This window comes from Anaerococcus porci (assembly GCF_034090325.1).
Classification (GTDB): Bacteria; Bacillota; Clostridia; order Tissierellales; family Peptoniphilaceae; genus Anaerococcus; species Anaerococcus porci.
Genome location: NZ_JAXDSU010000019.1, coordinates 24751 through 51642, shown reverse-complemented (window position 1 = coordinate 51642; position 26892 = coordinate 24751). Strand labels below are relative to the sequence as shown.

General features: G+C 30.7%; 24 protein-coding genes and 1 rRNA gene. 4 read left to right on the top strand and 21 right to left on the bottom strand.

What is annotated here, in order from left to right:
- The 5 genes from SOR60_RS02530 to SOR60_RS02510 form a co-directional block, all read right to left on the bottom strand.
- A 16S ribosomal RNA gene (locus SOR60_RS02530) occupies positions 1-91 on the bottom strand; the annotation flags it as partial.
- A gap of 422 nt (positions 92-513) precedes the next feature.
- The gene (pepF, locus tag SOR60_RS02525) at positions 514-2298 is read right to left on the bottom strand and encodes an oligoendopeptidase F (protein ID WP_154539911.1); all 1785 of its coding nucleotides are present in this window, start codon (positions 2296-2298) and stop codon (positions 514-516) included.
- A gap of 11 nt (positions 2299-2309) precedes the next feature.
- Positions 2310-3155 carry a hypothetical protein gene (locus SOR60_RS02520; protein ID WP_176269644.1) on the bottom strand — a complete coding sequence of 282 codons (846 nt, stop codon included), beginning with the start codon at positions 3153-3155 and terminating at the stop codon, positions 2310-2312.
- Positions 3152-3817, bottom strand: a complete 666-nt coding sequence (locus SOR60_RS02515) for a rhomboid family intramembrane serine protease (RefSeq protein ID WP_154539907.1) — start codon at positions 3815-3817, stop codon at positions 3152-3154. The genes SOR60_RS02520 and SOR60_RS02515 overlap by 4 nt, the downstream gene beginning before the upstream one ends.
- Before the next feature lie 39 nt (positions 3818-3856).
- The gene (locus SOR60_RS02510) at positions 3857-4966 is read right to left on the bottom strand and encodes a glycerate kinase family protein (RefSeq protein WP_154539905.1); all 1110 of its coding nucleotides are present in this window, start codon (positions 4964-4966) and stop codon (positions 3857-3859) included.
- 357 nt (positions 4967-5323) lie between these two features.
- Here SOR60_RS02510 and ahpC point away from each other — a divergent pair, with 357 nt between their 5' ends.
- Both ahpC and ahpF read left to right on the top strand, forming a co-directional pair.
- Positions 5324-5893: an alkyl hydroperoxide reductase subunit C gene (gene ahpC, locus SOR60_RS02505; protein WP_154539903.1), complete on the top strand. Its 570-nt coding sequence runs from the start codon at positions 5324-5326 to the stop codon at positions 5891-5893.
- A complete protein-coding gene (ahpF, locus tag SOR60_RS02500) occupies positions 5893-7419 on the top strand; it encodes an alkyl hydroperoxide reductase subunit F (protein WP_154539901.1) in 1527 nt (508 codons plus the stop codon). Before ahpC ends, ahpF begins: the two co-directional genes overlap by 1 nt.
- Before the next feature lie 263 nt (positions 7420-7682).
- Here the strand turns inward: ahpF and SOR60_RS02495 are convergent, their stop codons facing one another.
- Positions 7683-7880, bottom strand: coding sequence for a hypothetical protein (locus tag SOR60_RS02495; RefSeq protein ID WP_235942761.1), 198 nt, complete (start codon positions 7878-7880; stop codon positions 7683-7685).
- A gap of 256 nt (positions 7881-8136) precedes the next feature.
- Between SOR60_RS02495 and SOR60_RS02490 the strand changes: the two genes are divergently transcribed.
- A complete protein-coding gene (locus SOR60_RS02490) occupies positions 8137-8628 on the top strand; it encodes a TM2 domain-containing protein (protein ID WP_154539899.1) in 492 nt (163 codons plus the stop codon).
- A 38-nt stretch (positions 8629-8666) separates the two neighbouring features.
- On the opposite strand, the gene SOR60_RS02485 is transcribed toward SOR60_RS02490, so the two are convergent.
- The 8 genes from SOR60_RS02485 to SOR60_RS02450 all read right to left on the bottom strand — a co-directional run bounded on the left by SOR60_RS02485 (position 8667) and on the right by SOR60_RS02450 (position 17779).
- Complete coding sequence (locus SOR60_RS02485) at positions 8667-9056, bottom strand: hypothetical protein (RefSeq protein ID WP_154539897.1); 390 nt, start codon at positions 9054-9056, stop codon at positions 8667-8669.
- 93 nt (positions 9057-9149) lie between these two features.
- On the bottom strand, positions 9150-9395 hold the full coding sequence (locus tag SOR60_RS02480; RefSeq protein ID WP_154539895.1) for a glutathione S-transferase N-terminal domain-containing protein: 246 nt from the start codon (positions 9393-9395) through the stop codon (positions 9150-9152).
- A gap of 60 nt (positions 9396-9455) precedes the next feature.
- Positions 9456-9644 carry a hypothetical protein gene (locus SOR60_RS02475; protein ID WP_154539893.1) on the bottom strand — a complete coding sequence of 63 codons (189 nt, stop codon included), beginning with the start codon at positions 9642-9644 and terminating at the stop codon, positions 9456-9458.
- Positions 9641-11260 carry an ABC transporter ATP-binding protein gene (locus SOR60_RS02470; RefSeq protein ID WP_154539891.1) on the bottom strand — a complete coding sequence of 540 codons (1620 nt, stop codon included), beginning with the start codon at positions 11258-11260 and terminating at the stop codon, positions 9641-9643. Before SOR60_RS02470 ends, SOR60_RS02475 begins: the two co-directional genes overlap by 4 nt.
- Entirely contained in the window at positions 11244-12251 is a 1008-nt protein-coding gene (locus tag SOR60_RS02465) for an ABC transporter ATP-binding protein (RefSeq protein ID WP_154539889.1), read from the bottom strand. Before SOR60_RS02465 ends, SOR60_RS02470 begins: the two co-directional genes overlap by 17 nt.
- 9 nt (positions 12252-12260) lie before the next feature.
- The gene (locus tag SOR60_RS02460) at positions 12261-14210 is read right to left on the bottom strand and encodes an ABC transporter permease subunit (protein WP_154539887.1); all 1950 of its coding nucleotides are present in this window, start codon (positions 14208-14210) and stop codon (positions 12261-12263) included.
- A gap of 1 nt (position 14211) precedes the next feature.
- Entirely contained in the window at positions 14212-15174 is a 963-nt protein-coding gene (locus SOR60_RS02455) for an ABC transporter permease (protein ID WP_176269643.1), read from the bottom strand.
- Between the two features lie 460 nt (positions 15175-15634).
- Complete coding sequence (locus tag SOR60_RS02450; RefSeq protein WP_154539885.1) at positions 15635-17779, bottom strand: ABC transporter substrate-binding protein; 2145 nt, start codon at positions 17777-17779, stop codon at positions 15635-15637.
- A 366-nt stretch (positions 17780-18145) separates the two neighbouring features.
- On the opposite strand from SOR60_RS02450, the gene SOR60_RS02445 reads away from it, so the two are divergent.
- A complete protein-coding gene (locus SOR60_RS02445) occupies positions 18146-19135 on the top strand; it encodes a hypothetical protein (RefSeq protein WP_176269641.1) in 990 nt (329 codons plus the stop codon).
- 688 nt (positions 19136-19823) lie between these two features.
- Here SOR60_RS02445 and SOR60_RS02440 read toward each other — a convergent pair.
- Genes SOR60_RS02440 through SOR60_RS02410 form a run of 7 tightly spaced genes read right to left on the bottom strand, consistent with a single transcriptional unit; the run spans position 19824 to position 26891 of the window.
- Positions 19824-20594, bottom strand: a complete 771-nt coding sequence (locus tag SOR60_RS02440; RefSeq protein ID WP_154539881.1) for a SigB/SigF/SigG family RNA polymerase sigma factor — start codon at positions 20592-20594, stop codon at positions 19824-19826.
- A gap of 2 nt (positions 20595-20596) precedes the next feature.
- Positions 20597-20929, bottom strand: coding sequence for an ATP-binding protein (locus SOR60_RS02435; protein WP_154539879.1), 333 nt, complete (start codon positions 20927-20929; stop codon positions 20597-20599).
- Positions 20929-21237, bottom strand: a complete 309-nt coding sequence (locus tag SOR60_RS02430) for an STAS domain-containing protein (protein ID WP_154539877.1) — start codon at positions 21235-21237, stop codon at positions 20929-20931. The genes SOR60_RS02435 and SOR60_RS02430 overlap by 1 nt, the downstream gene beginning before the upstream one ends.
- Positions 21238-21239: 2 nt before the next feature.
- Entirely contained in the window at positions 21240-23681 is a 2442-nt protein-coding gene (gene gyrA / locus SOR60_RS02425; RefSeq protein ID WP_154539875.1) for a DNA gyrase subunit A, read from the bottom strand.
- A gap of 8 nt (positions 23682-23689) precedes the next feature.
- On the bottom strand, positions 23690-25594 hold the full coding sequence (gene gyrB, locus SOR60_RS02420) for a DNA topoisomerase (ATP-hydrolyzing) subunit B (protein ID WP_154539873.1): 1905 nt from the start codon (positions 25592-25594) through the stop codon (positions 23690-23692).
- A gap of 11 nt (positions 25595-25605) precedes the next feature.
- On the bottom strand, positions 25606-26682 hold the full coding sequence (recF, locus tag SOR60_RS02415) for a DNA replication/repair protein RecF (RefSeq protein ID WP_154539871.1): 1077 nt from the start codon (positions 26680-26682) through the stop codon (positions 25606-25608).
- A complete protein-coding gene (locus SOR60_RS02410) occupies positions 26682-26891 on the bottom strand; it encodes an RNA-binding S4 domain-containing protein (RefSeq protein ID WP_154539869.1) in 210 nt (69 codons plus the stop codon). The genes recF and SOR60_RS02410 overlap by 1 nt, the downstream gene beginning before the upstream one ends.
- Position 26892 lies beyond the last annotated feature (1 nt).

Here is a 26892-nt window from a genome sequence, read left to right as displayed (position 1 = left end):
CGAAGAACTCTTAATCGTTTCATCGTTCGACTTGCATGTGTTATGCACGCCGCCAGCGTTTATCCTGAGCCAGGATCAAACTCTCATTTAAAGTTCGATCTTGACTTCTGTCATTTTTTGTTTGGTTTACTCAAAGTAATTCACTTTACTTTTTTGTAGTTATCTATATATATTTTTTTGAGGTTCAATGTCGCTATCTTGTAACGACTATTATATAATACCATCTTCATTTTATCTTGTCAAGTATTTTTTTATTTTTTTCTAAAAAACACTTAGTTTTAAGATATCTTTTCTGATATGATATTGTATATATTATATACTGCACATTTTACTTTGTCAAGTTTTTTTATTTTTTATTATCTTGCTCAGTCATTTACAGTACCTTTATATAATACTATGGTTATTATCTTTTGTCAATTTTTTTCTGAAGTTTTTTTAAAAAAAGAAAAGAAGACCTATTTTACAATAAAAATTAGGTCTTCTTTGTCTTTTATTCCAAATTTTTTAAATATTTTATTTATTTAAGGCTTTTTTTAACTCTTCTAACTTTTCTTTGCACACATCCATAGCTTTTTGTAGTGAATCTTTCTTGGTCATATCTACTCCAGCATCTTTTAATACTTCTAATGGATACTTACTCTTTCCTGCTTTTAGAAAGTTAAGGTATTTTTCTATATCTTCTTTTTCTCCATTTAGTATTTTATCTGATAGGGTTACTGCTGATGAGAAACCTGTTGCGTATTGGAATACATAGTAGAACATATAAAAGTGTGGTATTCTTGCCCACTCTGTTGATATATATTCATCTACTTCTATATCTTCTCCAAAATAATCTACATTTAGATCATGATAAATTTGGTTTAGTTTCTCACTTGTTACAGGTTTTCCCTCCTCTACAAGTTTGTTTGCAATATGTTCAAATTCAGCAAACATAGTTTGCCTAAATACTGTAGACTTAAAGCTATTTACATAGTGATTTAATAAATAAGTTTTTTCTTTATCATTTTCTGCCTTATCTATCATATAGTTTAGTAGAAGTAGCTCATTTGTTGTTGATGCTATTTCTGCCAAAAATATTGAATATTCTCCATATATATAAGGTTGGCTACTTCTTGTGTAGTAGGAGTGCATGGAGTGACCTAATTCATGTGCTGTTGTAAATAGTGAATCTAGAGATTCGTTATAGTTTAATAGGATGTATGGTTCTGTATCATAGGATCCTGATGAGTATCCTCCTGATCTTTTTCCATCATTTTCTAATACGTCAAACCATCTATCATCAAATCCTTCTCTTGCCTTTTTAATATATTCTTCGCCTAGTGGAGCAAGAGCCTTAAGGATTAATTCCTTAGCCTCATCAAATGTATATTTTTTTTCATAATCTTCTACTAAGGGAAGATATATATCATGAAAGCCTAAATCACTAAGTCCTAAAACTTTTTTTCTAAGGCTTGTATAGTCTCTGTGAATTTCTATATTGTCATGGATTACTTCTATTAGATTATCATATACGCTTTCATTTATATTATTTCTAAATAGACTCATTTCTCTTGCAGACTTAAAGTTTTTAAGAGCTGCTATGGTGTTATTTGCAGTCATCTCGCCATCTAAAAGAGATGCAACTGTATTTTCAAATTGCTTATATGTCTTATAGTAGGTTTCGTAAACATCTCTTCTAAATTTACGGTTAGAATCTACTTGTAGGTTTGTGAAGTTTGCATCTGTAATTTTTACTTCTTTATCGCCTTTTTTGACACTTGGAAATTTTAAATCTGCATTTGAAAATATCATATAAGTGTTTTGTGGGTTTTGTGTAAGTTTTGAAAATGATGCTATTATTTTCTCTTCATTTTCTCCTAGAGTGTGGTCTTTGTTTCTAAATAAATCTTCAAAGTAATGAGCATATATTTTAAGTTCATCTTTTTGGTTTATAAAAGATTTTACCTTCTCGTAATCATCTGATAATATTTCAGGATTTACAAAAGATAAATTTTTTACCAAATCTCCATAAAGATTTGTTGCAATTTTTTCCATCTCTTGATATTTAGATACTCTTGTATCCTCATCTGACTTTAAGGATGCGTAGACACCAAGTTTCGAGAATTTTCTTTCAAGTTTTTCAGAATCCTTTAAAAACTTGTATAAAGAATCAGCTGACTCTAATATCCTTCCTTTATATGTCTTAACTTCTTTTAAAAGATTTTTTACTTCTTCTACTTCCTTATAAAAGTCATCATCGCTTTTATATATTTTTTCTGTATCCCACTTTAGGGACTTATCTATTTCATTTCTATTCATATTTTGCTCCTTTACTTAATGGCAAATTTTCCATTTTTTAATTTTTCTATACTTAAAATTTTAATAATCTTATCACTTTCCTTAGTGAAGTTTGCTATTACCATCTCACTATTTTCAATATTTGCTTTTTTACTTATATTTTCTATATTATAGGTCTTAAATAAATCTTTAAGGTACTTATCTTCTTCTTTTACTCTCATCTTCGTAGCAATATTTATATCTCCATCTTCTATATCCTCGGCCTCATCTAAGATAGCATCACTTCTTATAGATGTAGGGTATATATTTTGATTTGAATTGTAAAAGTAAGCATAGTCCATCATATTTAAATACTTATTGTATATAGAATACTTTGAATATTGAAAATCATCAGATATTTGGACCTGACTTATAATTAAAATATCCCCACTAGGAGATGTCATCTTATAAAAACTAATGAGACTATAGGACTTATCTTCATCAAAAATTGGTCCTATTTCAATTTTCTCTTCATCTAAGCCTAGATTGTTATTCTTATCTTCATAGTTTACAAATATAGAATAACTACCAGAATTTTCTGTAGAAGGAAGAAGGGAAAGGCCTAAATCTATATTAGCTATCTTTGCAGATACAAGATTACCCACAGCCTCATCAAGATTTATAGAAGGGGATTTTCTCCCTTTTCCATACTTTTGTTCGAAGCTTTTCTTCTTATTTGTATTTTCAAAAGTTTTTTCTTTTCCTACATATTTTATATTAACTTTTTCCTTTATAGTTTCTTTATCACCATTTTTTAAAGAACTTTCACTTGGTTTTTGACAAGATGTAAAAAGAAAATATAAGCTAAGAAGACATAAAAGTATAGTATGTTTTCTCATAAGGCTCCCATTACAGACCTATTTCCTATATAAACAAATCCAATGGCTATAGCTACAAAGGCAACTAAGCTGATAATTCTTGTTGTAGATGAAATATCCATATTCATAATTGGAAAAGCTCCTGCTAGGATAAATCCTCCCAAAAGTCCACCCAAATGTCCTGTAATTCCAATCCCTGGCATCATAAATGAATAAATTATATTTATTACTATTATAGGAAGAAAACTTCTTCCAAATTGCATAAGGATATCATTATCCTTATAGTTTAACATAATGCCTAGCCCAAGACCTATAAGTCCATAAAGAGAAGTAGAGGCTCCGGCTGATACTGTGTTCAACTCTCCAAAAGCATAGGTTAAAAGATTACCCATAAGACCCGTTAGAATGTATATGATAAGAAAATTTCTTGATCCATAAAGAGATTCAAAAACTCCACCTATGGAATTTAAAAAATACATATTCATCAAAAGATGAAAAATTCCTATATGGATAAAGATTGCACAAAACATTCGCCACCACTGCCCTTGAAAGACATATATCTTATTCATAGCCTGAAACCTCACCAGATTTGATATATTTTCACTTCCTCCACTTACAGTCATCAAAATAAAGACTAGGATATTTATTCCCATTAGTATTCTTGTCATTTTTCCTTTACTCATATCTCTCTTTCCTTTAATTATACCATAGATATAAAGAGCTTAAAAAATAGCAAAGCTATCTTCTATTAGACTTCTTGCTATTTTTCTTATTTCTTTATCATAGTCTTCTCTATTTATATTTTCATCAATAGAAAATTCATAAATCTGATCAATTATATTGTTTTTTTCTATCCTTTGATAATCTACATCTTGTAAAAATATAACCCTTATATCTTTATTGTATCTTTTAGCAAATTTAGCAAGATTTATAGAATTTTCTCCATTAAATTCATCTACATTTTCAGTAAGAATCATTATATCTTGATCTTTCACTTCCTCTTTGAAGTCTACAAGAGATAAAATAAGCTCCATTGAATTAGAAATTTGTGCTCTAAAGAAGATATAAAGAGCCCAGCATACCCCGCCACCTGCTCCAAGATATGGAAAATCTATATGACCAACACCTAGTGCTTCTGATACTTTTTTTGAAAAGTGCTTACATGCTACTTCTAATTTTTCTATCTCTTCCTTACTAGCTCCCTTTCTTATAGGTCTTTTTTCTAAAAAGGAATTTTTTTCAAAAAGAGTAAGAGGTTGGCTTGTGGCAAGCTCAATATCCACATTAAATATTCTCTTATCAAGACCTGACATATCTATTGAATTAACCTTTATCATGTTTTTTGCAATAGGGGTAAGAGAATTTAAGTTCTTATCATAAAATCTAACACCTAAAGCATAAAGCATACCCATGCCCATATCATTTGTTGCAGTATCTCCTACTCCTATAAAGAACTTTTCACATCCATTATTAAAACCATCTACTATCATCTCCCCTAATCCTATGGAAGATGACTTCATTATATCAAGCGTATCCTTATCTAGGAGCCTAAGACCACAAGCTTCTGCCATCTCCATTACACAAAAATTGTTTTTAATTACATATCTTGCAGTTGAAGCCTCATTTTGTGGATTATGTACATTCACATAAGAGAAATCTCCTCCTATAACTTCTTTCATAATCTCTACAGTCCCTCTTCCTCCATCTAGAAAGGGAAGGATTTCAACATGGTTAGTCTTTTCATATTTTTCTAACTCGTCTTTAAAATAATTGGCTATCTCTATTGAGTTTTCAAAATCTTTTATAGAATCTAAAGCTAGTAGTATATTCATAATTCACCTCAATATAAATTATACCCAATATCTATATCTTAATTATTTAAATATCTTTACCGATTAAGAATTGGGTGTTATAATAAAATAGAAAGTTTATTAAATAAACTTTTACTGTTTAACTCATAGAAATCTATAAAGATTTCGCCCATCAAAGAGCCACTTAAATACATACTATAAGTGGCTTTTTATCTTTAATCTTATTTAAGACCAAAAGAAATTAATTTTTTTTATTTCTTTTGGTCTTATTTTTATTTTTTTATTTTTAATATTGATTTTAATTTTAGAATGAGTATAATTATCTTGTAAGTAAGAATGAAATAGAAAAATAATAAATAATTTTTTATGGAGGATATTATGTCATTAATCGGAAAAAGATTACCAGAATTTGAATTGGATGCTTATAATCCAAAGACAGATGAGTTTATCACAGTAAGTGATAAAGACCTAGAAGGTGAATGGAAAGTTTTAATGTTCTATCCAGCTGACTTTACTTTTGTATGTCCTACAGAACTTGAAGATTTACAAGAAAAGTATGATGAACTTAAAGGATTAGGTGCTGAAGTTTATTCAGTAAGTGTTGACACTCACTTTGTACACAAAGCTTGGCATGAAGAAAGTGATGCTATAGGCAAACTTGAATACACAATGATTGGTGATTCAAATAAAGAACTAACAAAGGCACTAGATATCTTGTCTGAAGATGGAAAGGCTCAAAGAGCAACTCTCATAATAGACCCAGACAATGTAATTCAAGCTTTAGAAATCAATGCTGATGGAATCGGAAGAAAAGCTGAAAACAACATTTACAAGGTAAAGGCTGGAAAATATGTAAGACAACACCCAGACCAAGTATGCCCTGCAAAATGGAATTCAGAAGATGATGATACTCTAACACCAGGACTTGACCTTGTAGGAAAAATCTAATGTTAGATCAAAAGCTAAAAGAACAACTTAAGGCCTACCTTAAGATGCTTAAGTCCAATGTAAACATTGGACTTTCTTTAAAAGATGATGAAAAATCAAAAAAACTAGAATCTTTTATAAGGGATGTTGAAAGTCTATCTGATAAAATCAAAGTAACAGAAGAAGACTTAGAATATAAACCTTCTTTCAGGCTTCAAGGTGACTTTGACCATGGTAAAATAGTCTTTGCAGGAATTCCTTTAGGACACGAATTTGAATCCTTTGTCCTTGCTCTTTTACAAGTTGGAGGTATAGCTCCAAAAATAAGTGATGAGGATAAAAAAAGAATCGAATCTATAGATACAAATGAAAACTACGAAACCATTGTTTCTCTAACATGTCACAACTGCCCTGAAGTTGTTCAATCCTTTAACATAATGGCTGTTTTAAATAAAAATGTAAACCACACAATGATTGAAGGATCAGTATTCCAAGATATAGCTGAAAAAAGAGATGTTATGGCAGTTCCTGCAATCTTTAAGGATAAAGAATTTGTTGATGGTGGTAAGAAAACTTTATCTAACCTACTAGACCTTGTTGCAGGAAAGGCTAAAAGGGATTTATCTAATTTTAAAAACTACGATATCTTAATAGTTGGAGGAGGTCCTGCAAGTGGAACTGCTGCAATCTATGGAGCTCGTAAGGGACTTAAGGTTGGTATAGTTGCAGATGAATTTGGTGGACAAGTTAATGAAACTCTTACAATTGAAAATATACCAGGACTTATATCTACAGAAGGACCAAAATACATGGCTCTTTTAAAAGAACAAGTTAAAAATCTTGGTGTAGATATAATTGAGGGAGTAAAAGCTCAAAGCTTTAGCAAGGAAGATAAAGAAATAATAATAGAGCTTGATGAAGGCTCAAAGATTAATAGCAAATCTTTAATCCTTGCAACTGGAACAAGATGGAGACTCTTAAATGTTCCAGGAGAAGATAAGTTTAAGACTAAGGGTATAGCTTTTTGTACCCACTGTGATGGTCCCTTATTTAAGGGCAAAGATGTTGGCGTAATTGGTGGCGGAAATTCAGGAATAGAAGCTGCAATCGACCTTGCAGGACTTGCTAATACTGTTACAGTATATGAATTTTTGCCAGAACTTAAGGCAGACAAAATACTACAAGAAAAATTAGAATCCCTTCAAAATGTCAAAGTTATAACCAATGCACAAACAACAGAATTCATAGGTGACAATAAGCTTACAGGCTTAAAATACACTGATCGCGTAACAGGAGAAGTACACGAAGAAAAACTTTCTGGAGTATTCTTACAAATAGGACAAATACCAAATACAGAATGGCTAGATGGTCTTGTAAAGCTTACAGATAGAGGTGAGATAGAAGTTAAAAAAGATGCTTCTACAAATATAGAAGGTGTCTTTGCAGCAGGAGATTGCACTGATTCAGTATATAAGCAAATAGTAATAGCATCAGGATCTGGAGCGACTGCAGCACTTTCAGCCTTTAACTACCTCATTAGAAAATAAATAATTTAAAAGGGTTTGTTGCAAAATTATGAATTTCTAATCTTCTATCATTACAAATTACTAATAGATAATTTGAAATAGCCTACAGGCTAAGAAAATCCAAATTGTCTGGAAAATCTTGTAATGATTTTGGAACGATTAATTCATTCTGCAATAGCCCTTTTTTTAATTTTTATTTCTTAATTATATTATATAAAACAATAAGAGGACTTAAGATGAATACTAAAGGTAAGATAAATTTTGAAAACAAAGTATAGTCTAAGTCATCTAGCTTTTCTCACAAGTCTTTTATAGCCTGCGAGAAGGCAAATACAGAAATTCCAAAATATAGGGTTAAAATTATAAAAGATATAGCTAAAAAAACTAGCAAGGATAGGCTTTTCTTCTTTATCTTCGCTTTCATTTTTAAAATATTCTATATCTACATTGAATATTTCACTTAATTTAACTAGATTCTCCATAGATAGTTCAGATAATCCCTTTTCCCACTTTGATACAGCCTGCCTTTATATGTATAATTTTTCTGTAATATATTCTTGGGTAAGCCTTAGCTCTTTTATTTTTAATTTTTTCACTTAACATATTCCCATTCTTATTAATATATTATGATAAATAATTTTAAAATCCTAATAACTATAGGGCAACTTTAGTATAAATTAGAATTTTTTTATATTTTAAAAAAATAATGATATAATTTAGAAAAAGATTGGAGTTAATATGGGAGAAATAATAAAAATTGAAGCAGATAAAGTTGTAGTTGGACTTGAAGATGGTTCTGTAATAAGAATTGATCTTGATGATGTTAACTTTGTTCCAAATATTGGAGACAAGGTTAAAGTTTTCAATGATGGAAACCATAACTACATAAGAAAAGCAAAAGAAAAATCAGAATATGAATCTTATAAGACTGTAGATGAAAAAGAATATTATAGAAATGACTTGGATAAATCTAGTGTTACAAACATATATATAAACCAAGAAAATAAGAATATTCCTTATGGTAAATATCCTGTTAATAAGTGGATATATGCTATTTTGGCCTTGTTTTTGGGAGGATTCGGAGCCCATAAGTTTTATTCCAGAAAATTTGGTAAGGGAATTATATATCTTATATTTATATGTACTGGAATTCCAACTATAATATCTTTTTTTGAATTTATAATAGCTCTTACAAAAACACCTGATGAAAATGGATATATTTATATGTAAAAATTAAGCTCTTGCAAAAATAATATTTACAAGAGCTTTTAACTTATTACTTTTAGGGCAAAAAATATAGTTATAAGAAGTCCTTCATCATCAAAAACTTCAATCTCATCTTTCGAAAAATTATAAGAGCCTAAAAGTTCTTCTTCCTTTAAGAGTGAAATTAGTCCCGAATTTGGATAAAGATTTATAAAATTTCTATTTAATATTTTAGCATCTTCTATAGGAGCTTTTTTCTCTTTTCTTATCCTTATATTTCCTATTACAGCCTCTCTAATATCCTTTAGACTAAATATCTTCTTTACCTTAAATCTAGCTACAAGTTTCCCACTATTATAGAGAACTTCATAGCTTTTTGCTGATTTTTTTAGCTTGTAGATTATCCTATCAGCTTCATATATTTTATTATCCCTATATTTTAAATTTCTCATATTATCACCCTTATTTTTATACCCGGATAAGATTTATTTTATAAAAACTTAACAAAAAAATACCGACCCAAGGTCGGTACTTTGTATTGCATTCTAGTAATTTTCTTTTAGATATTCTATTATATCATCTGATTCATACATTTTTACATCACCAAATACCATAAATGGGATTTGATCTTTTCCGCCCAATTCTACTAATTCTTTAGTATTTTCTTCACCACTTCTTCCATCCTTTACATTGTATGATGTGAAGTCGGTAATTTTATTTTCATGCATAAAATTTAAAACTTTTAAGCAATATGGACATTCTGGTTTAAAATATAAGTCAAATTTACTCATTTTATATCCTTTCTTTTTTTAGCTTCCTTATATAATTACCCTCTAAGGAATAATTTAAAACTAAAATAAGAATATAAGGCTTGCAAAAATTGCCAATATTATCAAAACAGGAGGTCCAAATACCTTCATAGCAGCTAAAAACATAGCGAGTTTATCATGTTTTTCCAGATTATCTTTTTCTAAAAGTTCTTCTTTTTCATAGATTTCTTCCTTTGTTTTATTTTTAAAAGGATCTATAGGTTTTTTCATAGATTAGCTTCCTTAGCCAATTCTCTTTCTTTTTTCAACCTTTTTTCTTCATTTTCTTCAAAAGCTTTAATTTTAGTTTCTTCAGAGACATCCATTAAGTGACAAGCTACAAAATGACCTTCTTCTACTTCCTTAAGTTCAGGTTCAAATTGTTTGCATATGTCCATACAATACTTACATCTTGTATGGAACCTACATCCTTTTGGAGGATTTACCGCTGAAGGAATGTCACCTTCTATAGTTTGAAGTTCTTGTCCCTTATCGACATCTGTTCTTGGAATAGCTTGTAGTAAAGCCTTAGTATATGGGTGTTGAGGATTTGCAAAAATCTTATCAGAGTCTGATAATTCTACCATAACCCCCAAATACATTACTCCAATTCTATCAGATATATATTTTACAACTGATAAATCGTGGGTTATAAAAAGATAGGTTAGATTTAAGTCTGTTTTTAAATCTTGAAGTAGGTTGATAATTTGTGATTGGATAGAAACATCAAGGGCTGATACCGCCTCATCACATACTATGAAAGATGGATTTAGGGCAAGGGCTCTTGCTATACCTATTCTTTGTCTTTGACCACCAGAGAATTGATGAGGATACCTATGAATAAAGTATGGAGCAAGTCCACATTTTCCCATTACATCTTGGATGTATTCGTTATAGCCTTCCTCTTTCCTATTTTTGAAAAGTCCGTGACCAAGTACACCTTCTCCAATTATATTTCCTACTGTCATCTTTGTATCAAGAGAACCATATGGATCTTGGAAAATTATTTGAAGATCTTTTCTAAGCTCTCTCATCTCTTCACTTGTAAGCCTTGATAAATCTATTCCATCATCTACAAAACTTTCCAGCTTTTCAAAAGAATCCTTAGCTTTAAGCTCTTCTTTTTTATAATCAATATTAGCTTTTTTTTCTGAAACTTCCTTATCAAGCTTTTCTTTCCTGCTCAAAAGTTCCTTATATTTAGGGTCATTAATTAAGGTATTTTTTAATTCTTTCTTATCCCTTATTCTTACTTCATCTTTTTCTTTTATTTTTTTGATTTCAAGTATTATTTTAGATCTTTCTTTTATCTTTTGATAGTATTGATCTAAGATTGAACTAACTTCACTTAAATCATCATCAGCTAAAAGACCTCCAGCTATTCTTAACATATTCTCATAATTTTCTTGGATATGCCTTCTTTGAAACATAGCTGACTCGTTAAGTTCAGCCTTTTTCTCCTCATCTTCTGTTTTTTCTATCTCACTGTAGATAGAATTAAGCTTTTCTACTTCCTTTTCATATTCAGGAAATTTCTTTGCTATATCCTTAATATCTTTTCCCATATATTCTGGAGCAAGTTCATCTAAAGTTGTTCCATAGTAAAGGGTTGTTCCTTCTGTTTGTTCATATATTTGAAGGATGGTTCTACCAAAGGTTGACTTACCACAACCACTTTCACCAACTAAACCAAAAGTTTCTCCTTGGTGAATATCTATAGAGATTGACTCATTGGCATGTACATATTGGTTAGCTCCCCTAGAAAAGATTGATTTTTTCTTGATAGGGAAATATTTTTTAAGATTTCTTATTTTAAATAAGACCTTTTTATTATTGGATTTTTCCATTTTCCCTCTCCTTCCTATTAGGGTAGAAACATCTGATTTTTTGGTTTTCACTTACTTTTACAAGCTCTGGCATATCTTTTCTACACTTTTCTGTTGCATACTTACACCTGTCTGCAAACTTGCAGCCTTTTGGAAGGTTAAGTGGGTGAGGAACAGAACCTGGTATTATATCAAGTCTTTCATTCCTATCGCTTGTTATAGCAGGAATTGAATTTAGTAAGGCTACTGTGTATGGGTGGTTATAGTCTGTTATATCATGCTTAAAGATATAATCAACTGGTGATTGTTCTACTATTTGACCACAATACATTACAGCAACTTCATCAGCCATTTGGTTTATTACCCCAAGATCGTGGGTTATAAAAAGAATAGATGTATTTTGCCTTTCCTTAAGCTCATTCATTAACTTTAGAATTTGAGCTTGGATAGTTACGTCAAGGGCTGTAGTAGGTTCATCTGCTATTAAAAGTTTAGGTTCACAAGCAAGGGCCATTGCAATCATAACTCTTTGGTTCATACCACCTGATAGTTCAAATGGATATTGTTTAGCGACTACATTAGGATTTGGAATCTTAACTTGAGCAAGCAATTCCTCAACTCTCTTAGCAGCTTGTTTTTTATTCATATTCTTATGAAGAATCAAAACTTCTGAGATTTGTTTTTCTACTGTAAATACAGGATTTAGAGAACTCATAGGCTCTTGAAAAATCATAGAGATATCATTACCCCTTACCTTTTCCATTTGAGCTCTATTATATTCAGAGATTTTTTTACCTTCAAATATTATCTCTCCACCATAAATTTTTTGGTTAGGTTCAAATAATTGTAGGATACTCATAGCTGTTTGACTTTTTCCTGAACCTGATTCTCCAACTAGCCCTAGGGTTTTTCCTTCTTCAATTGTACATGATACTCCATTGACCGCTTTGATTTGACCACGTCTTGTATCAAAGTAGGTATGAAGATTATTTATTTCAAGTAAATTTTTCATCTTTAACCTCTATCTCTCATTTGACCTTGGGTCTATAGCATCTCTTAGGGCATCCCCTATAAGATTTACCGAAAATGCTGCTAAGAATACTGCAAGTGCTGGTATTACCCATCTCCACCAGTATATATTTATTACATCTGATGATTGGGCACTTGTCATCATATTACCCCAAGATGGCATTGGCTCTTGTACACCAAATCCTAAAAATGATAAACCTGCCTCTGTAAGGAGGTTTCCAGCAAATCCAAGTGTTGCATTTACTATAATTATAGAAAGGATATTAGGTAGGATGTGCCTTACAAGGATTGATGAATTTGTAACACCAAGGGCCTTGGCAGCTGTTACATAGTCTCTTTCTCTTTCAGCTAAAATTTGACCACGAACAAGCCTTGCAATCCCTGTCCATCCTATAACACCCAAAAGAACCATTATCATCATAAGTCTTGTATTTTGACTTGTGTTTACAGGAAGGAGTGCCGAAAGAGTTATAATTAGTGGATAGAATGGGAATGATTGAACGATTTCTGTAATTCTCATCAATACATTATCTACTCTTCCTCCAGCATAACCTGATATCATACCTATAATTACCCCAAGTACTACTTGGATAACTACTGATACAAAAGAGATAATCATAGTCATTTTTCCACCATGAATAAGCCTTGCATATATATCACGTCCTTGGTCATCTGATCCTAACCTAAAACCCTTAAGTCCCCAAGTATCAATCTTTGAGTCCTTATTTACAGCATAGTTATTAAAATATCCTGTAAAAATTTGGCTATATTCTCCATCAGGACTATCTGCTTCACCATAGTTATTATTTCCCCAAGAATAAATCTTTCCATTTTTATCAAGTGCTGTAAAGTGGCTTGTTCCACCTTCTATATCTACAATATCAGCTTCAAACTTTGGTATATTTGATCCTGAAAGACTATCTCTTGCAGGTCCCCAAACATATAACTTTCCATTTTCATCTAGGGCTGCAGCAGAATTTGTAGTAAGGGCTACCTTACTAATCTTTACCTTGTTATTTTTAATCTCATCTGGAGCTCCTAAATCTACCTCAGCTCCCCTAACTCCCAATAGTTTTATAGATCCATCTTTTAATATAGTAAGTATATTTGTACCATTTGTAGCAAAATCAACCACATTTCCTTGGACTTCACTAGGAATTAGATCAAGCCTTGAGTTCATTGTAGAACCCCAAACTATTATATTGTTTTTCTCTGTTAAAATTACTGAATATTGAACACCCGCACCAAGTTTTTTAATTCCTTCTTGCTTCACTTGACTTTCTTTCATTGGCGGAAGTTTTGTTTGTTTGAAAGAGTCATTACCCCAACCATATATTTCATTATCTTCTGTTGCTATTAGGATATGCCTATCTCCTGCAGTAACATCTTTTATCTTTTTATCTTTTATCTTATCTTCTATTTCCTTAGGCATCTTCATAACGTCATCTTCATTATTTTTTCCCCAATAATAGAAGTTGTCTTCATTTGTAAGACCTACGCCAAAAGTGTTTCCTACAGATATTTTCTTAACTCCCTCTTTTTCCATCTCAGAAGGATAATTCATATAACCTGAACCAGGTGATACATTTATAAGTGTACCTTCTGATTGATAAGGGTTAAATGGAACTAAAATAGAACCCACAAATACGACCAAAATCATAGCTAGTAGTAAAACAAGACCTATTACTCCTAATGGATTTCTAAAGTAGTTTTTAACAGCCATCCTACCAGGTGATGTAATAGCTTCTTCCTTTAAGTCCTCATTCTCATTTTTAGGATCAATATCTCCAAGCTGAGTATTTGTTTGTTGGTCAACTATTCCTTGAGCATCTTCCTTAACTTTATCAGCTTTGTCATATTCATTAGAATTAGTTCCGAAAGTAAAAAGGGAAAGAACTAATTTTCCAAAAGATTTAAAACTTTTATATAATTTATCTTTCATATTAAGCCTCCAATTTTACTCTAGGATCTACTATAGCATAAGCAATATCCATGATTAAATTTCCTAAAAGTGTAAGTATAGCATAAAACATAGTTAAGGCTAAGATTACATTATAGTCTTGGGCTAGAACTGACTTTATAAGGATATTTCCAATTCCCCTATATGCAAATATAGTCTCAGTTATAGCTGAACCTGAAAACATAGAAAGAACAGCCCATGTCATTGCAGTAACAACTGGGATTAAAGCATTTCTAAAAGCATGAGAATAAATTACAGTCTTTTCCTTAAGACCCTTTGCCCTAGCTGTTCTTATATAGTCTTCATTTAAAGAATCAAGCATAGAATTTCTTACATATCTTGAAATGGAAGCCATGGAACCAAAAGTTAGGGTAAGAGTTGGAAGTATTAAATATCTTATCCATTCTCCAAAACTATTATTTCTAGGCATACCATTTGCAGGAAACCATCCTAACCTAAAGGCAAATAAAAATATCAAAAATAAGCCTATAAAAAATGTAGGTAATGATATTCCCACCAAAGTAAATACCTGGAAGAACTTATCAAAGATCCCTCCCTTATGAACAGCCGACCTTATACCTATCAAGACTGAGAGTATAAAAGATATAAGAGTTGAGCCTATATTTAATAAGATTGTATTTCTAAGTGGCTCTGATAAATACTCTTTTACAGGCCTTGTTGATTGAAGTGAATCGCCAAAGTCTCCTTTTAAAGACCTTCCTACCCACATAAAGTATTGTTCTGGTAATGACTTATCATATCCATAGCGTTTTTCTAAATTTTTATATAACTCTTCTTGTTGGGCCTTTGTCATTCTCCCATCTTTAGGCATCATAGCTAAAAGAGGATCTCCAGGCATGGATTTTGATAAAACAAAAACCAATACAGATATAATTATAGCTACAGGAATCAGGTTAATGATTCTTTTTATTATGTATTTTAACATTCTTGTCCCTTCCTTAATGTTTATTAAGTTTACTGCATCAATTATTTTTCAATTTAAATAGTTAAATATAGACATTTTTGAAAAATAAAGACATTTGGAAAAAAACTAATTATAAATTTTAATAAATAAATATAAAAAATCTTCCTTACAATAAACTTACAATATCATAAACAATATAATAATATAAGATGGCTAATTTGTCAATTTAAAAATGATTTATTACTTAATAAAGATTTAAATTTGCTTGTAAAAATCCAATATTTAGAAGCTTATTTGACTATATATGTATATTATTTCTCTAATCTCAATAATAATTGTAGTTTAATTTCAAATAAAATTTATAATACTTTATCTATTTTTTCTTTTTTAAAATTTAAAATATTTAAGACATTATTTTTATAATTAACAAAAATAAGCTATTGCAAAAATGCAATAGCCTAATTTTTATCATTTTTTAGATTTACTTAAGACTCATTTGATTGATTTGACAAGAAACTCCCCATTCTGGTGTTACACCTTCAAATCCTTCAACTCTTGATGAAGCAGCTGAGTGAACTTGATTAGAATAAAGTGGTATTTCTGGTAGATAATCATTATACCATTGTTGGAATTCTTCCCATCTATCTAAGTATTCATCTTTCTTAGATGGATCAGTTTGTCTTAATTTAACTGTTATTTCATCAGCCTTAGGGTCATTTGTTTTAGTTGTGTTGTCATTTCCCTTACTATTGTATTGGTAGTAAGGATCAAATGGTGTACCAAATCCATTTCCCATGTTAAATGCTGTATATTCTGCTGCATCTCCTTCTTTAGGATTATACATATAGTTAAGAAGTGTATTGAAATCTCCTGCTTGAACATTGTATTCAAGACCAGCTTGTTTTGCATTGTCTGGTAATTGGTTTGAAAGAAGGGTTGTTATTTCAGATTGTTTTGCACCAAATTGGTTGATTTGTAACTTCTTACCATTTTCATCATATCTGTAATAATCAAAGCTTGATGCATTTGACTTGTATTGTTCTTGAGCTTTTTGAGCATCCCATGGAGTTTTTCCATCTTTTTCAAACTTATAAGGAGAAGCATCAAGTCTCTTATTTGCCTCATCAATGTTTAGAGTATAATTTGTAAGTTTTGACTCAACATCAGCTCCTCTTTCCTTATACATCCATTGGCTTGAACCATACATACCATTTGTTACAACAGCATATCCACCTGCAAAGTTTTGAACGAAGTCATTTCTATCCATTAGGAAAGCTATAGCTTGTCTAACTTCTTTATATTGAGTTGGTCCCCTATCTGTTAGAAACTTTAGACATCCATAACCATTTCTATCATATGATACATAAGATAATTTACCTTCATCAGCAGCTTTTCTCATTTGGTCAATTTTTGAACCATTCATTTCTTGTTCATATATATCAATGTCTCCATTTTTAACAAGATCAACTGCTATTTCTGTATTAATTGCTTGAATTATAACATTTGGAATTGTAGCCTTGTGACCTTCAAAATCTCCTGCATAATTTTCATTTAAAGCAAGTTTAACCATGTTATTTTCAAATGAAACAAATTTGTAAGGTCCACATGTTACAGCTGGTTTTTTCCTATAGTCATTTGCATCAAAAATCATTGCTTGTTCAACTAGCATCTTTGTAGGGTCTATATCTCCACCATTTTCAGCAGCTGACTTTTTATCTTCAAGATTCTTTTTCTTTTCTTCGTGTTCTTTTTTAGCATCAGCATCTTCTTCACCAGCATCTTTAACTTTTTCGTCATAAGCTTCTTGTTCAGCTTTTATTTGTTGGTCAAGAGATTCTATATATGCTTTCTTGTCATCTTCGCTTAATTCATAACCATCTTTAAGAGCAAGTTTAGAACCTTCAACCTTTAAATTTGGTGCTATATAATGGATTGGCCTTGCATTAAATGCCTTTAAGTATTCTTCTTCAAAGTATGGTAAGAAAGATGAATCTATTGTAGCTTCAAATGTATTGTCATCTATCTTCTTTAAACCTACAAATTCATCTGTTTTTCCTTCTCTATAATCATTGTATCCCTTAATAGAGTCTGCTCCTATTTCTGTAGAACCTGTTATAACAGAATAATCTTTTGATGAATGAAGCAAAGATTTAAATAAATAATCATCAACAGTAATTGCTTCACCATCAGACCATTTTAAATCTTTCTTAAGTTTGAAAGTTGTTGTTGATGAGCCATCATCATTTTTAACAGTCTTTGGCTCTTCTTCTAGTACTGTTGGATTCCAATTATATTTTCCGTTCCTATCTTTTATATATGTATCATAGGATGCTGCACCTTGAATTCCCATGAACTCTCTTGCAGTTACATCATTTGTACCATTGTTAAATCCTTGGATAAATTCTCCTCCAATTGAATCCACACCAACAACTAGTGTATTATCATTTGTTTGTGCTTTAAAGTTATCAACCTCAGCATCGCCTTTAGAATTAGATGCAGGTGTGCTTGGTGAATTGGATGCATTATTATCTTTGTTAGAATCATCTTTGTTAGATCCACCACAAGCTGTAAGTGTTAAAGCTAAACCAAAAGCAAAAGCTTGGGAAAAAACTTTTTTTACATTCATTCTTCTATCCTCTTTTCTTTTTTCTTTTTTTGATTTTATATGAATTCATTATAGTTTATATTTATGTTCTTGTCAAATCTTTATTAATTCTTATAATTCCAATTAGAAGAGATAGAAAATAAAAATCACATTTTAGACTTATTTATAATTATTCGTGTTTTTGACACTATCTTTACATAGATTTTACTATAGTTTGGGATTTTATTAAGATAAAACATTAAATCGATTGTATAATATACAAATTTTTTTTAAATCAAATTGATAATTACTTCATTTAAATATTGAAATCCATCTTATTTTATTAATAAAAATTATCTTTTAAATGATTTGGGTAAAAATATAATAAAATAATTAATGGAGGGAGAGATGAACAAGAAAATTATTGTAGCCCTTTCTTTATCTTTAGTGCTCAGTGCTTGTAATGCAAATAACAGCAATAAGATAGTATCTAATAATAAAAGTTTAGAAGTAAGTGATTTAACTAAGAAAAATAAAAATAATCTCGAAGGAGAAAAGAAAAATTCCTCTAATGATGGAAGCAATGTTAATAAGGATAAAGAAAATACTAAATCAAATAAAAAAGACTTCAGTGTAAGTGAATTAAGGGATATCATGGCTAAAGAAGCAGGCTTTGACCAAGATATTATAGACTCTCTTACAGATGAGGATATCAAAAAATATGGGGAAAAAGCAGAAAATCTCAGAAAAAAAACAGGTTTTTGGAATAAGTTAAGCTTTTTCTTAAATGAAGTTGCCAAAGACCATCCAAGTAAAAATAGTGAGTATCCACTTTCTTCAATTATAGATGTAGAAGAAAATTGGGTTTATACCACTGATGACAAAACAGATATGTATACAAATGCTAGAAGATATATAAAAGAGCAAGGTTTTGATGCATCCAATATATCTAATGGAGAGCTTAAAAAACTTTTCTTTGATATTTATGAAAGTAACAAGCTCTCAAGCTATGATGAGCAAATAGATATGGCTACTCAAAAGCTTCAGGAGAAATACGAAGATAAGTCAACAAACGAAGGTACAAAAACTAAAGAAACTTCACAAAATGATAATAATAATACTAAAGATACAAACAAAAATAGCTCTAAAATTAAGGGAGAAGGTATGGGGAAATTTGCCCAAAACAAATCAGACTACGATGAATTTAGAAAACAATTAGTAGCAAATTATGGCTTTGACAAAAATAAGATAAATGACATAACAGATGCTGATATTGACCTTGCAAACTACAGGGCCCAACAAAAATTAGAAGAAACAGGCTTTGGTGATATAGGTCTAATCATAGAAGAGATAGGAAAAATGTATCCAGGCTATTCTACAATGTATCCTGGAAAATAGGATATCTTTCTAAATAATAAAATTTCCTTATATAAAATAATTTGAAATTTTATTGAAAGTATTTTTCTTAATCTAAAAGGTTGTTGTAGAATTAACTCATCATTTTGCAACAACCTTTTATTTCATCTAATTTATATAAATACTTTTATACAATATTTAAAGACAATTTTAACTTGTAAAAAATTATGCTCACTTATAAATAATTACTAAAATAAAATTATTTAGTCTTTAAATGATTTCATTTGATTATATGAGTAATATAGGAAAATAGGAGTAAAAAACTATATAAAAAATAAAAAGATTACTAAGAGATAGAAGATAAATTATATCTAATAAGAAATTTAACAAAAAATCATATAATAATACAAATAACTATATAGGCTATAAAATAGGAATATATACAGCTTAAGACAAATTTTCAACTTATTCAAAGAATTGATAATGATTCTTATTTTCTTGTGTTTCATATTTTTTATTTTCTATCGTTTTCATTTACTAAAGCAGATTTTTATTTTATCCTATTATTGTAAGTATATTACAACTAAAGATAAAAAAGGATGAATAAAAAATGAAAAAAATACTTAAAAAAGATTATGATTCAATAGTAATCAAAGAAAAAAAGAGAAAAATTGAAGAAAACTAAAAGAAAAAGCTCTCAATTGTATTATTTGAGAGCTTTTTTTCGAATTTATTGCATTTTTTTCATCTCAATTGTGAATTTTTGTAGGATCTTTTTCTCTATCCTTGATACAGTCATTTGTGATATGGATAGTTTTTCTGCTATATCAACTTGGGTGCGTCCTTCATAATATCTTAACTCTAGTATTTCTTTTTCTAGATCGTTTAGTCTTTGGGTTGATTTTTCTATTAAGTCTTTTAGCTCAACTGAGTCAAAGTTTTTATCATCTTTTCCTATCATATCTGAAAGGTCAACTGCATTTTCTCCCTTTTGAACTTGGTATTTCATATCTAAGCTTTGTGGGGAATAAACCTTACTTGCCTCAATTGTTTCTAGTATTGTTTCCTCATCTTCTCCAAGATATGAGGCAATATCTTTTATTGTTGGGGTTCTTTGAAGCTCCTGTGGAAGGATTTTTTTTGCTGTATTTATCTTTTTATAAAGATTTTGTATCCTTCTAGGCACTCTTATAACCCAACCCTTATCTCTAAAATATCTTTTAAGCTCACCCATTATAGTTGGAGTTGCAAATGAAGAGAATTCATATCCTTTTGACGGATCATATCTATCAATTGCATAAATAAGGCCCAGGGATGCCACTTGGTATAGGTCATCTTTTTCAATCCCTTTTCCAACATACTTATTTGAGAGTATATCTACTATATACATATGCTCTTCTATAAGCTCAGCTCTTAGCTTTTTGTCCCCTGTTTTATGAAATTGTTCAAATTTTTCTTTGATTTCTTTCCTTCTTTCCAAAGAAGCCTTAGTTTTTGCCATAATTATTTCTCTTTTGTAAGTATTATTTTATCATCTACAACTTCTACCTTATCAGCTAATTGTTCAAGTATAAGCTTTTGTATTTTTAGATTTTCTTTTTCAATTTCCCTATCTTTTCCACTTACTCTTATTTGGATAAAGCCATCATCTACATGAAATTCTATCTTTATATCCTCATCACTCATTTTGTAATTACAAGCTTCTGATACAACTACTCTTATATCTTCAACTTCTTCTATATCAAAACCTATATCACTTGCAAGGCTTGCTGCTAGTAGTCTTATGGATTTGAGATAGATTGTATTTGGTGGAATCTGTAATTTTATAGTCTCCATTATTCCTCCATATCAAATAAGTTAGTTAAGTCTGTTATTTTAAATAATTTTTTTATATTTTCTTTAGGGTTTATTATTTTTACATATTTTTCTTTTTCTTCTTGGTCTTTGTATATATTTATAAACATACCAAGACCAGTAGAATCTATATAGTCCAGATTTTCTAAGTCTATAACTAAGTTATTGTCAGTATTTTTTAAGGATTTGTCATTAAATTCTACAAAATCTTCTTTTGAGTATACATCTAAATCACCCTTAAGTTTTACCAGTAAAAAGTCATCTCTTTCTTCTATACTTGTATCAAACATTTTTAATCCTCACTAGTTTCCTCATAATATTTGGTAACAGAAACAATACAATCATCTGTATTTTCTAGGTTTTTAAGCTTTACTCCAAGAGTATTTCTACCACTAGTTGATATATCTCTTGCTGAAATTCTTATAATGTCACCCTTTAGGGACACCATCATTATATCATCATCTAAGTTTGCTGGAAGTGTTGCTACAAGATTTCCTGTTTTTTCATTTACCTTATGGCATTTCACTCCCTTTCCACCCCTATTTTGATTTTTAAAGTTATTAAATGAGGTCTTTTTACCAAAACCATTTTCAGTTACTACTACAAGATATACCTCATCATTTAGGGTATTCATGGATACTACCTGATCATCCTCAGAAAGATTTATTGCCCTTACTCCACGGGCAGCTCTTCCCATTGACCTAATTTCAGATGAGCTAAATTTGATGGCCATTCCCTTTTGAGTTGATACAATTATATCACACTCACTATCTATTTGACTAACTGATACAAGTCTATCACCATCTTCAAGAGATATGGCTATAATTCCATTTCTTTGAATATTTTGGAAAAGTTCTGCATCAGTTTTTTTGATTTTTCCATTAGCTGTTTGAAAGACTAATTGGCTAACTTCATCTAGGTGGGATAGTTCCATTATATCTGTAATTTTTTCATTTGTTTCAAGACTTATTAGATTTATTATAGCTTGACCCCTAGATTGCCTACTTCCTTCAGGTATTTCATAGGCTTTAAGTGAGTATACCCTACCAAGGTTTGTAAAGCAAAGTAGGGACTCATGAGTATTTGTAGTCATAATTTTTTGAATAAAGTCATTTTCCTTGGTGTTTCCAGCAGAAATTCCCTTTCCACCCCTATTTTGTACTCTATAGGTATTTATAGGAAGTCTTTTTATATAACCATCATGAGTTAAAGAGATAAGGACATCTTCTCTTTCTATAAGCTCTTCTACATCAAATTCTCCCACATCCGGAACAATTTTTGTCCTTCTCTCATCTGAAAATTTTTCTTTAATTTCACTCATTTCATCGATTATTACACCAACAAGTTTTCCCTCATCACTTAATATTGCTGTAAGGTAGGTGATTTTTTCTTCAAGTTCCTTATCTTCAGCTTGGAGTTTTTCAATTTCAAGTCCTGATAGCCTTTTAAGTTGCATATCAAGAATAGCTTGACTTTGAAGCTCTGTTAGACCAAATTTTTCATTAAAGATTTTCTTAATCTCATCATTGTCATAGGATGATCTAATTATTTTTATAATTTCATCGATATTATCGATTGCTATTATTAAACCTTCTACTATATGTTTTCTCTTTTGTGCCTTATCTAGATCAAAAATTGTTCTTCTTCTTACAACATCTTTTTGGTGAGCTATATAGTATTTTATAAGCTCTTTTAAGTTAAGTATTTTAGGAACTCCATCAACTAAGGCAAGGTTTATAATGCCAAAAGTTGTCTCAAGTTGGGTTTGCTTATAGAGGTTGTTTAGGACTATATTGGCGTTAGCATCTCTTTTTACCTCGATTACTATACGCATTCCCTTCCTATCTGACTCATCTCTTATATCAGATATACCTTCAAGTTTTTTATCTTTTACATATTCAGCTATTTTTTTTATTAATTTTGCCTTATTTACTTGATAAGGTATTTCTGTAACTATAATTCTTTCCCTATTTTTCTTAAAATGTTCAATGTTTGCTACAGCACGAAGTTTAAGTTTTCCTCTTCCTGTATTATATGCTTTTTTTATTCCTGTCTTTCCCAATATTTGAGCTCCTGTAGGAAAGTCAGGTCCCTTGATAATATTTGCAAGTTTTTTTATTGATATTTCAGGATCTTTCATATAAGCTATACAAGCATCAATTGAGTCTCCAAGGTTATGTGGAGCCATATTAGTTGCCATACCTACTGCTATACCATTTGATCCATTAACTATAAGGTTTGGAAATCTTGATGGAAGGACTGTTGGCTCCTTTTCCTCTTCATCAAAGTTTGGCATAAAGTCAACTGTATCCTTATTGATATCTCTTAGCATTTCCTTTGCAATCTTACTCATCTTTACTTCAGTATAACGCATAGCTGCTGCATCATCACCATCTACTGAACCAAAGTTACCTTGACCACTTGCTAGAGGATACCTTGTTGAAAAATCTTGGGCAAGCCTTACTAGAGCATCATAGATTGCACTATCTCCATGAGGGTGGTACTTACCCATTACCTCACCTACAACTCTTGCTGACTTACGAGTTGGTTTACTTGGATCAAGTCCAAGTCCTTCCATTCCATATAATATTCTTCTATGAACAGGCTTAAGCCCATCTCTAACATCAGGTAAGGCTCTTGAAACTATAACTGACATGGAATATTCCAAGTAAGAATTTTTCATTTGATTTTCAAGATCTACCTCGATTATATTTTGAAATCTATCTTCTGTCATGAATCCTCCTATACATCTAAATTTTCAACATATTGGGCGTTTTCTTCAATAAATTCACGTCTTGGTTCTACTTTTTCACCCATTAACATTGAAAATGTTGCATCTGTTGACATTTGTGAGTCTTCTTTCTCATATACTTGCAGTAAGACCCTATGCTCTGGATCCATGGTTGTCTCCCACAATTGGTCAGCATTCATCTCACCAAGACCCTTATATCTTTGAATCTTGTAATTGTCTGTATTCCAAGATTTTACTATCTCTTCTAATTCCTTATCTGTATAGCAATATCTTTCATTTTTACCACTTGACACCTTATAAAGTGGTGGTTGGGCTATAAATACATGACCTTCATCTATTAAAGGCTTCATATACCTATAGAAAAATGTAAGTAGAAGTGTTCTTATGTGAGCACCGTCTACATCGGCATCCGTCATTATTATTATCTTTCCATAACGAAGTTTTGATAGGTCAAATTCTTTTCCTATTCCTGTTCCAAAGGCTGTAATCATTGATTTTATTTCTTCATAATTTAATATTCTATCAAGATTTGCCTTCTCTACATTCATTATTTTTCCTCTTAAAGGAAGGATAGCTTGAATCCTATTATCACGTCCCCCCTTAGCAGAACCTCCCGCAGAGTTACCTTCTACTATAAAAATTTCATTTTCACCTAAATCTGTAGATTGGCAATCAGCAAGCTTTCCTGGAAGAGTTGTTGAATCTAGGATACTTCTTTTACGTGTTAAATCTCTCGCCTTTCTCGCAGCCTCTCTTGCCCTTCTTGATGCAAGAGCCTTTTGAATAATTTGTTTTGCAATTTTAGGATTTTCTTCAAGAAAATTTCCCATATGTTCTGAAAAGAAAGCGTCTACTGCTCCTCTTACCTCACCATTTCCAAGTTTTCCCTTAGTTTGGCCTTCGAATTGAGGTTCAGTTATTTTTACAGATATTATAGCTGTAATTCCCTCTCTTGCATCTTCACCTTGGAGGTTATCTTCGTTTTCTTTAAGTAATTTATATTTTCTTGCATAGTCGTTTATACTTCTTGTAAGAGCTGACCTGAAGCCTGAAAGGTGGGTTCCACCTTCTACTGTGTAGATATTGTTTGCAAAAGATAGGATATTTTCACTATATCCATCTGTATATTGGAAGGCTATCTCAACTTCTGTTGATTCTTGCATACCTTCAAAATATGGAATTTCTTCAAAAATTGGTGTTTTATTCCTATTAAGGTATTCTACAAATTCCTTGATTCCACCATCATATTTAAACTCTACAGTCTTATCTTCTCTCCTATCTTCAAAAATAAGCCTTACTGACTTGTTTAAAAAGGCCATTTCCCTAAATCTATCTGCTAGGGTTTTATTGTCATAGACTGTTGTATCAAAAATTTCTCCATCTGCTTTAAAACTAATCTTTGTTCCAGTTTCTTTTGTATCTCCAATTATCTCAAGATCACTTGTTGCCTTTCCTCTTTCAAATGTCATCCTAAAGATATGACCTTCTCTTTTTACCTCAGCTATTAGATATTCACTTAGGGCATTTACTACGGAAACACCTACACCATGAAGACCTCCTGATACCTTATAGGCCTTATCATCAAACTTACCCCCAGCATGAAGAACTGTAAGTACTGTTTCAAGTGTTGATTTACCTGTTTCAGGGTGTTTTTCTATTGGTATACCAGAACCATCATCTTCTACTGTTACTATATTGTCCTTATCTATGGTTATTTTTATATAGTCACAGCGACCTGCCAAAGCCTCGTCTACTGAGTTATCTACAACCTCATATACTAAATGGTGCAGTCCTCTCTCGCTAGTTGATCCTATATACATTCCAGGTCTAAGTCTTACAGGCTCAAGCCCCTTCAAGACCCTAATATTGGACGCATTATATTGTGAATTTTCCATAAATTTCCTTTCTATTTAAGGATATGGCCATCTTTTATTTTTCTTATCTTTGACCTATCAACTATATCAAGACTCTTGGTATTAGTTGCTGTGATTATTGTTTGAAATCTTCCTAAATTTTCCAACAAAAAACTAGACCTTTTTTCATCTAGTTCTGAAAAAACATCATCAAATAAGATAATTGCCTTATCCTGGCTAGTATTTTCTATTAAACTTACATTTGCAAGCTTTATATTTAAGATTGCTGAACGTTGCTGGCCTTGTGAGCCATATTTTTTTGTATCCTTACCATTAATTATTATATCAATTTCATCTCTTTGGCTTCCAGATGAAGTTCTAAAGTATTTTAAATCATCAATTAGCCTTTGCTTAAACTTTGACTTGTACTCATCAAGAGAATCTGCTTTAATGTCAGGCTTATATACAATATGTAAATCTTCCCTACCATATGTTAAAAGCTCATGTTTTTTATTTGCATACTTGTCTATAAGGGCTATATATTTTTTCCTATATTGGTATATTTTGTAATTTAGCCTAATAATCTGCTCGTCATAGGCTAATAATTGATTTTTAAAAAACTTAGATTTTTGGTTTTTAAGGATTTTATTCCTATTTAAAAGAACTTTATCAAAGTCTCTTTTTATGCCCTTATAGGAAAAGTCCACGCTTATTATTATATCATCAATTAACTTTCTTCTAAAATTTGGTCCATCTTTTATTATAGTCAAATCTTCTGGAGTAAATAAAACAATCTTAAAAAGTGACTTTAAATCAGATGTTTTATCATATTTTATATCATTTACAAAAATATCCTTACTTGACTCATTTGCCTTAATATAGACATTTTTAAAGGATTTTCCCTTTCTTATTACTCCATCAAGAACCATCTCTTTTTCAGAAAACATTATAAGTTCCCTATCCCTATTTGCCTTAAAAGACTTGGCATTAGCTAAGTAAAAAATTGATTCTAAAAGGTTGGTCTTTCCCTGGGCATTATCTCCCAAAAAGATATTTATATTTTCATTAAATTCTATTTTTTGATAAAGATAGTTTCTAAACTTATTTAGTTCTAAACTCTTAATCCACATCAGATTAAACTTATATGAAATTCATCATTAAAGATTATTTCATCACCTTTTCTAAGTTTTTTACCAGCTTCATAAAAAACTTCTTTATTTACTACTATACCTATTTCTTTTATCATATGTTTAGCCATACCACCTGATGAGGCTATATCTAATGCCTTTAAAAGATCCTTGGCTGTGATAAGATTTGTTTGAAATTCTATATCAATCATA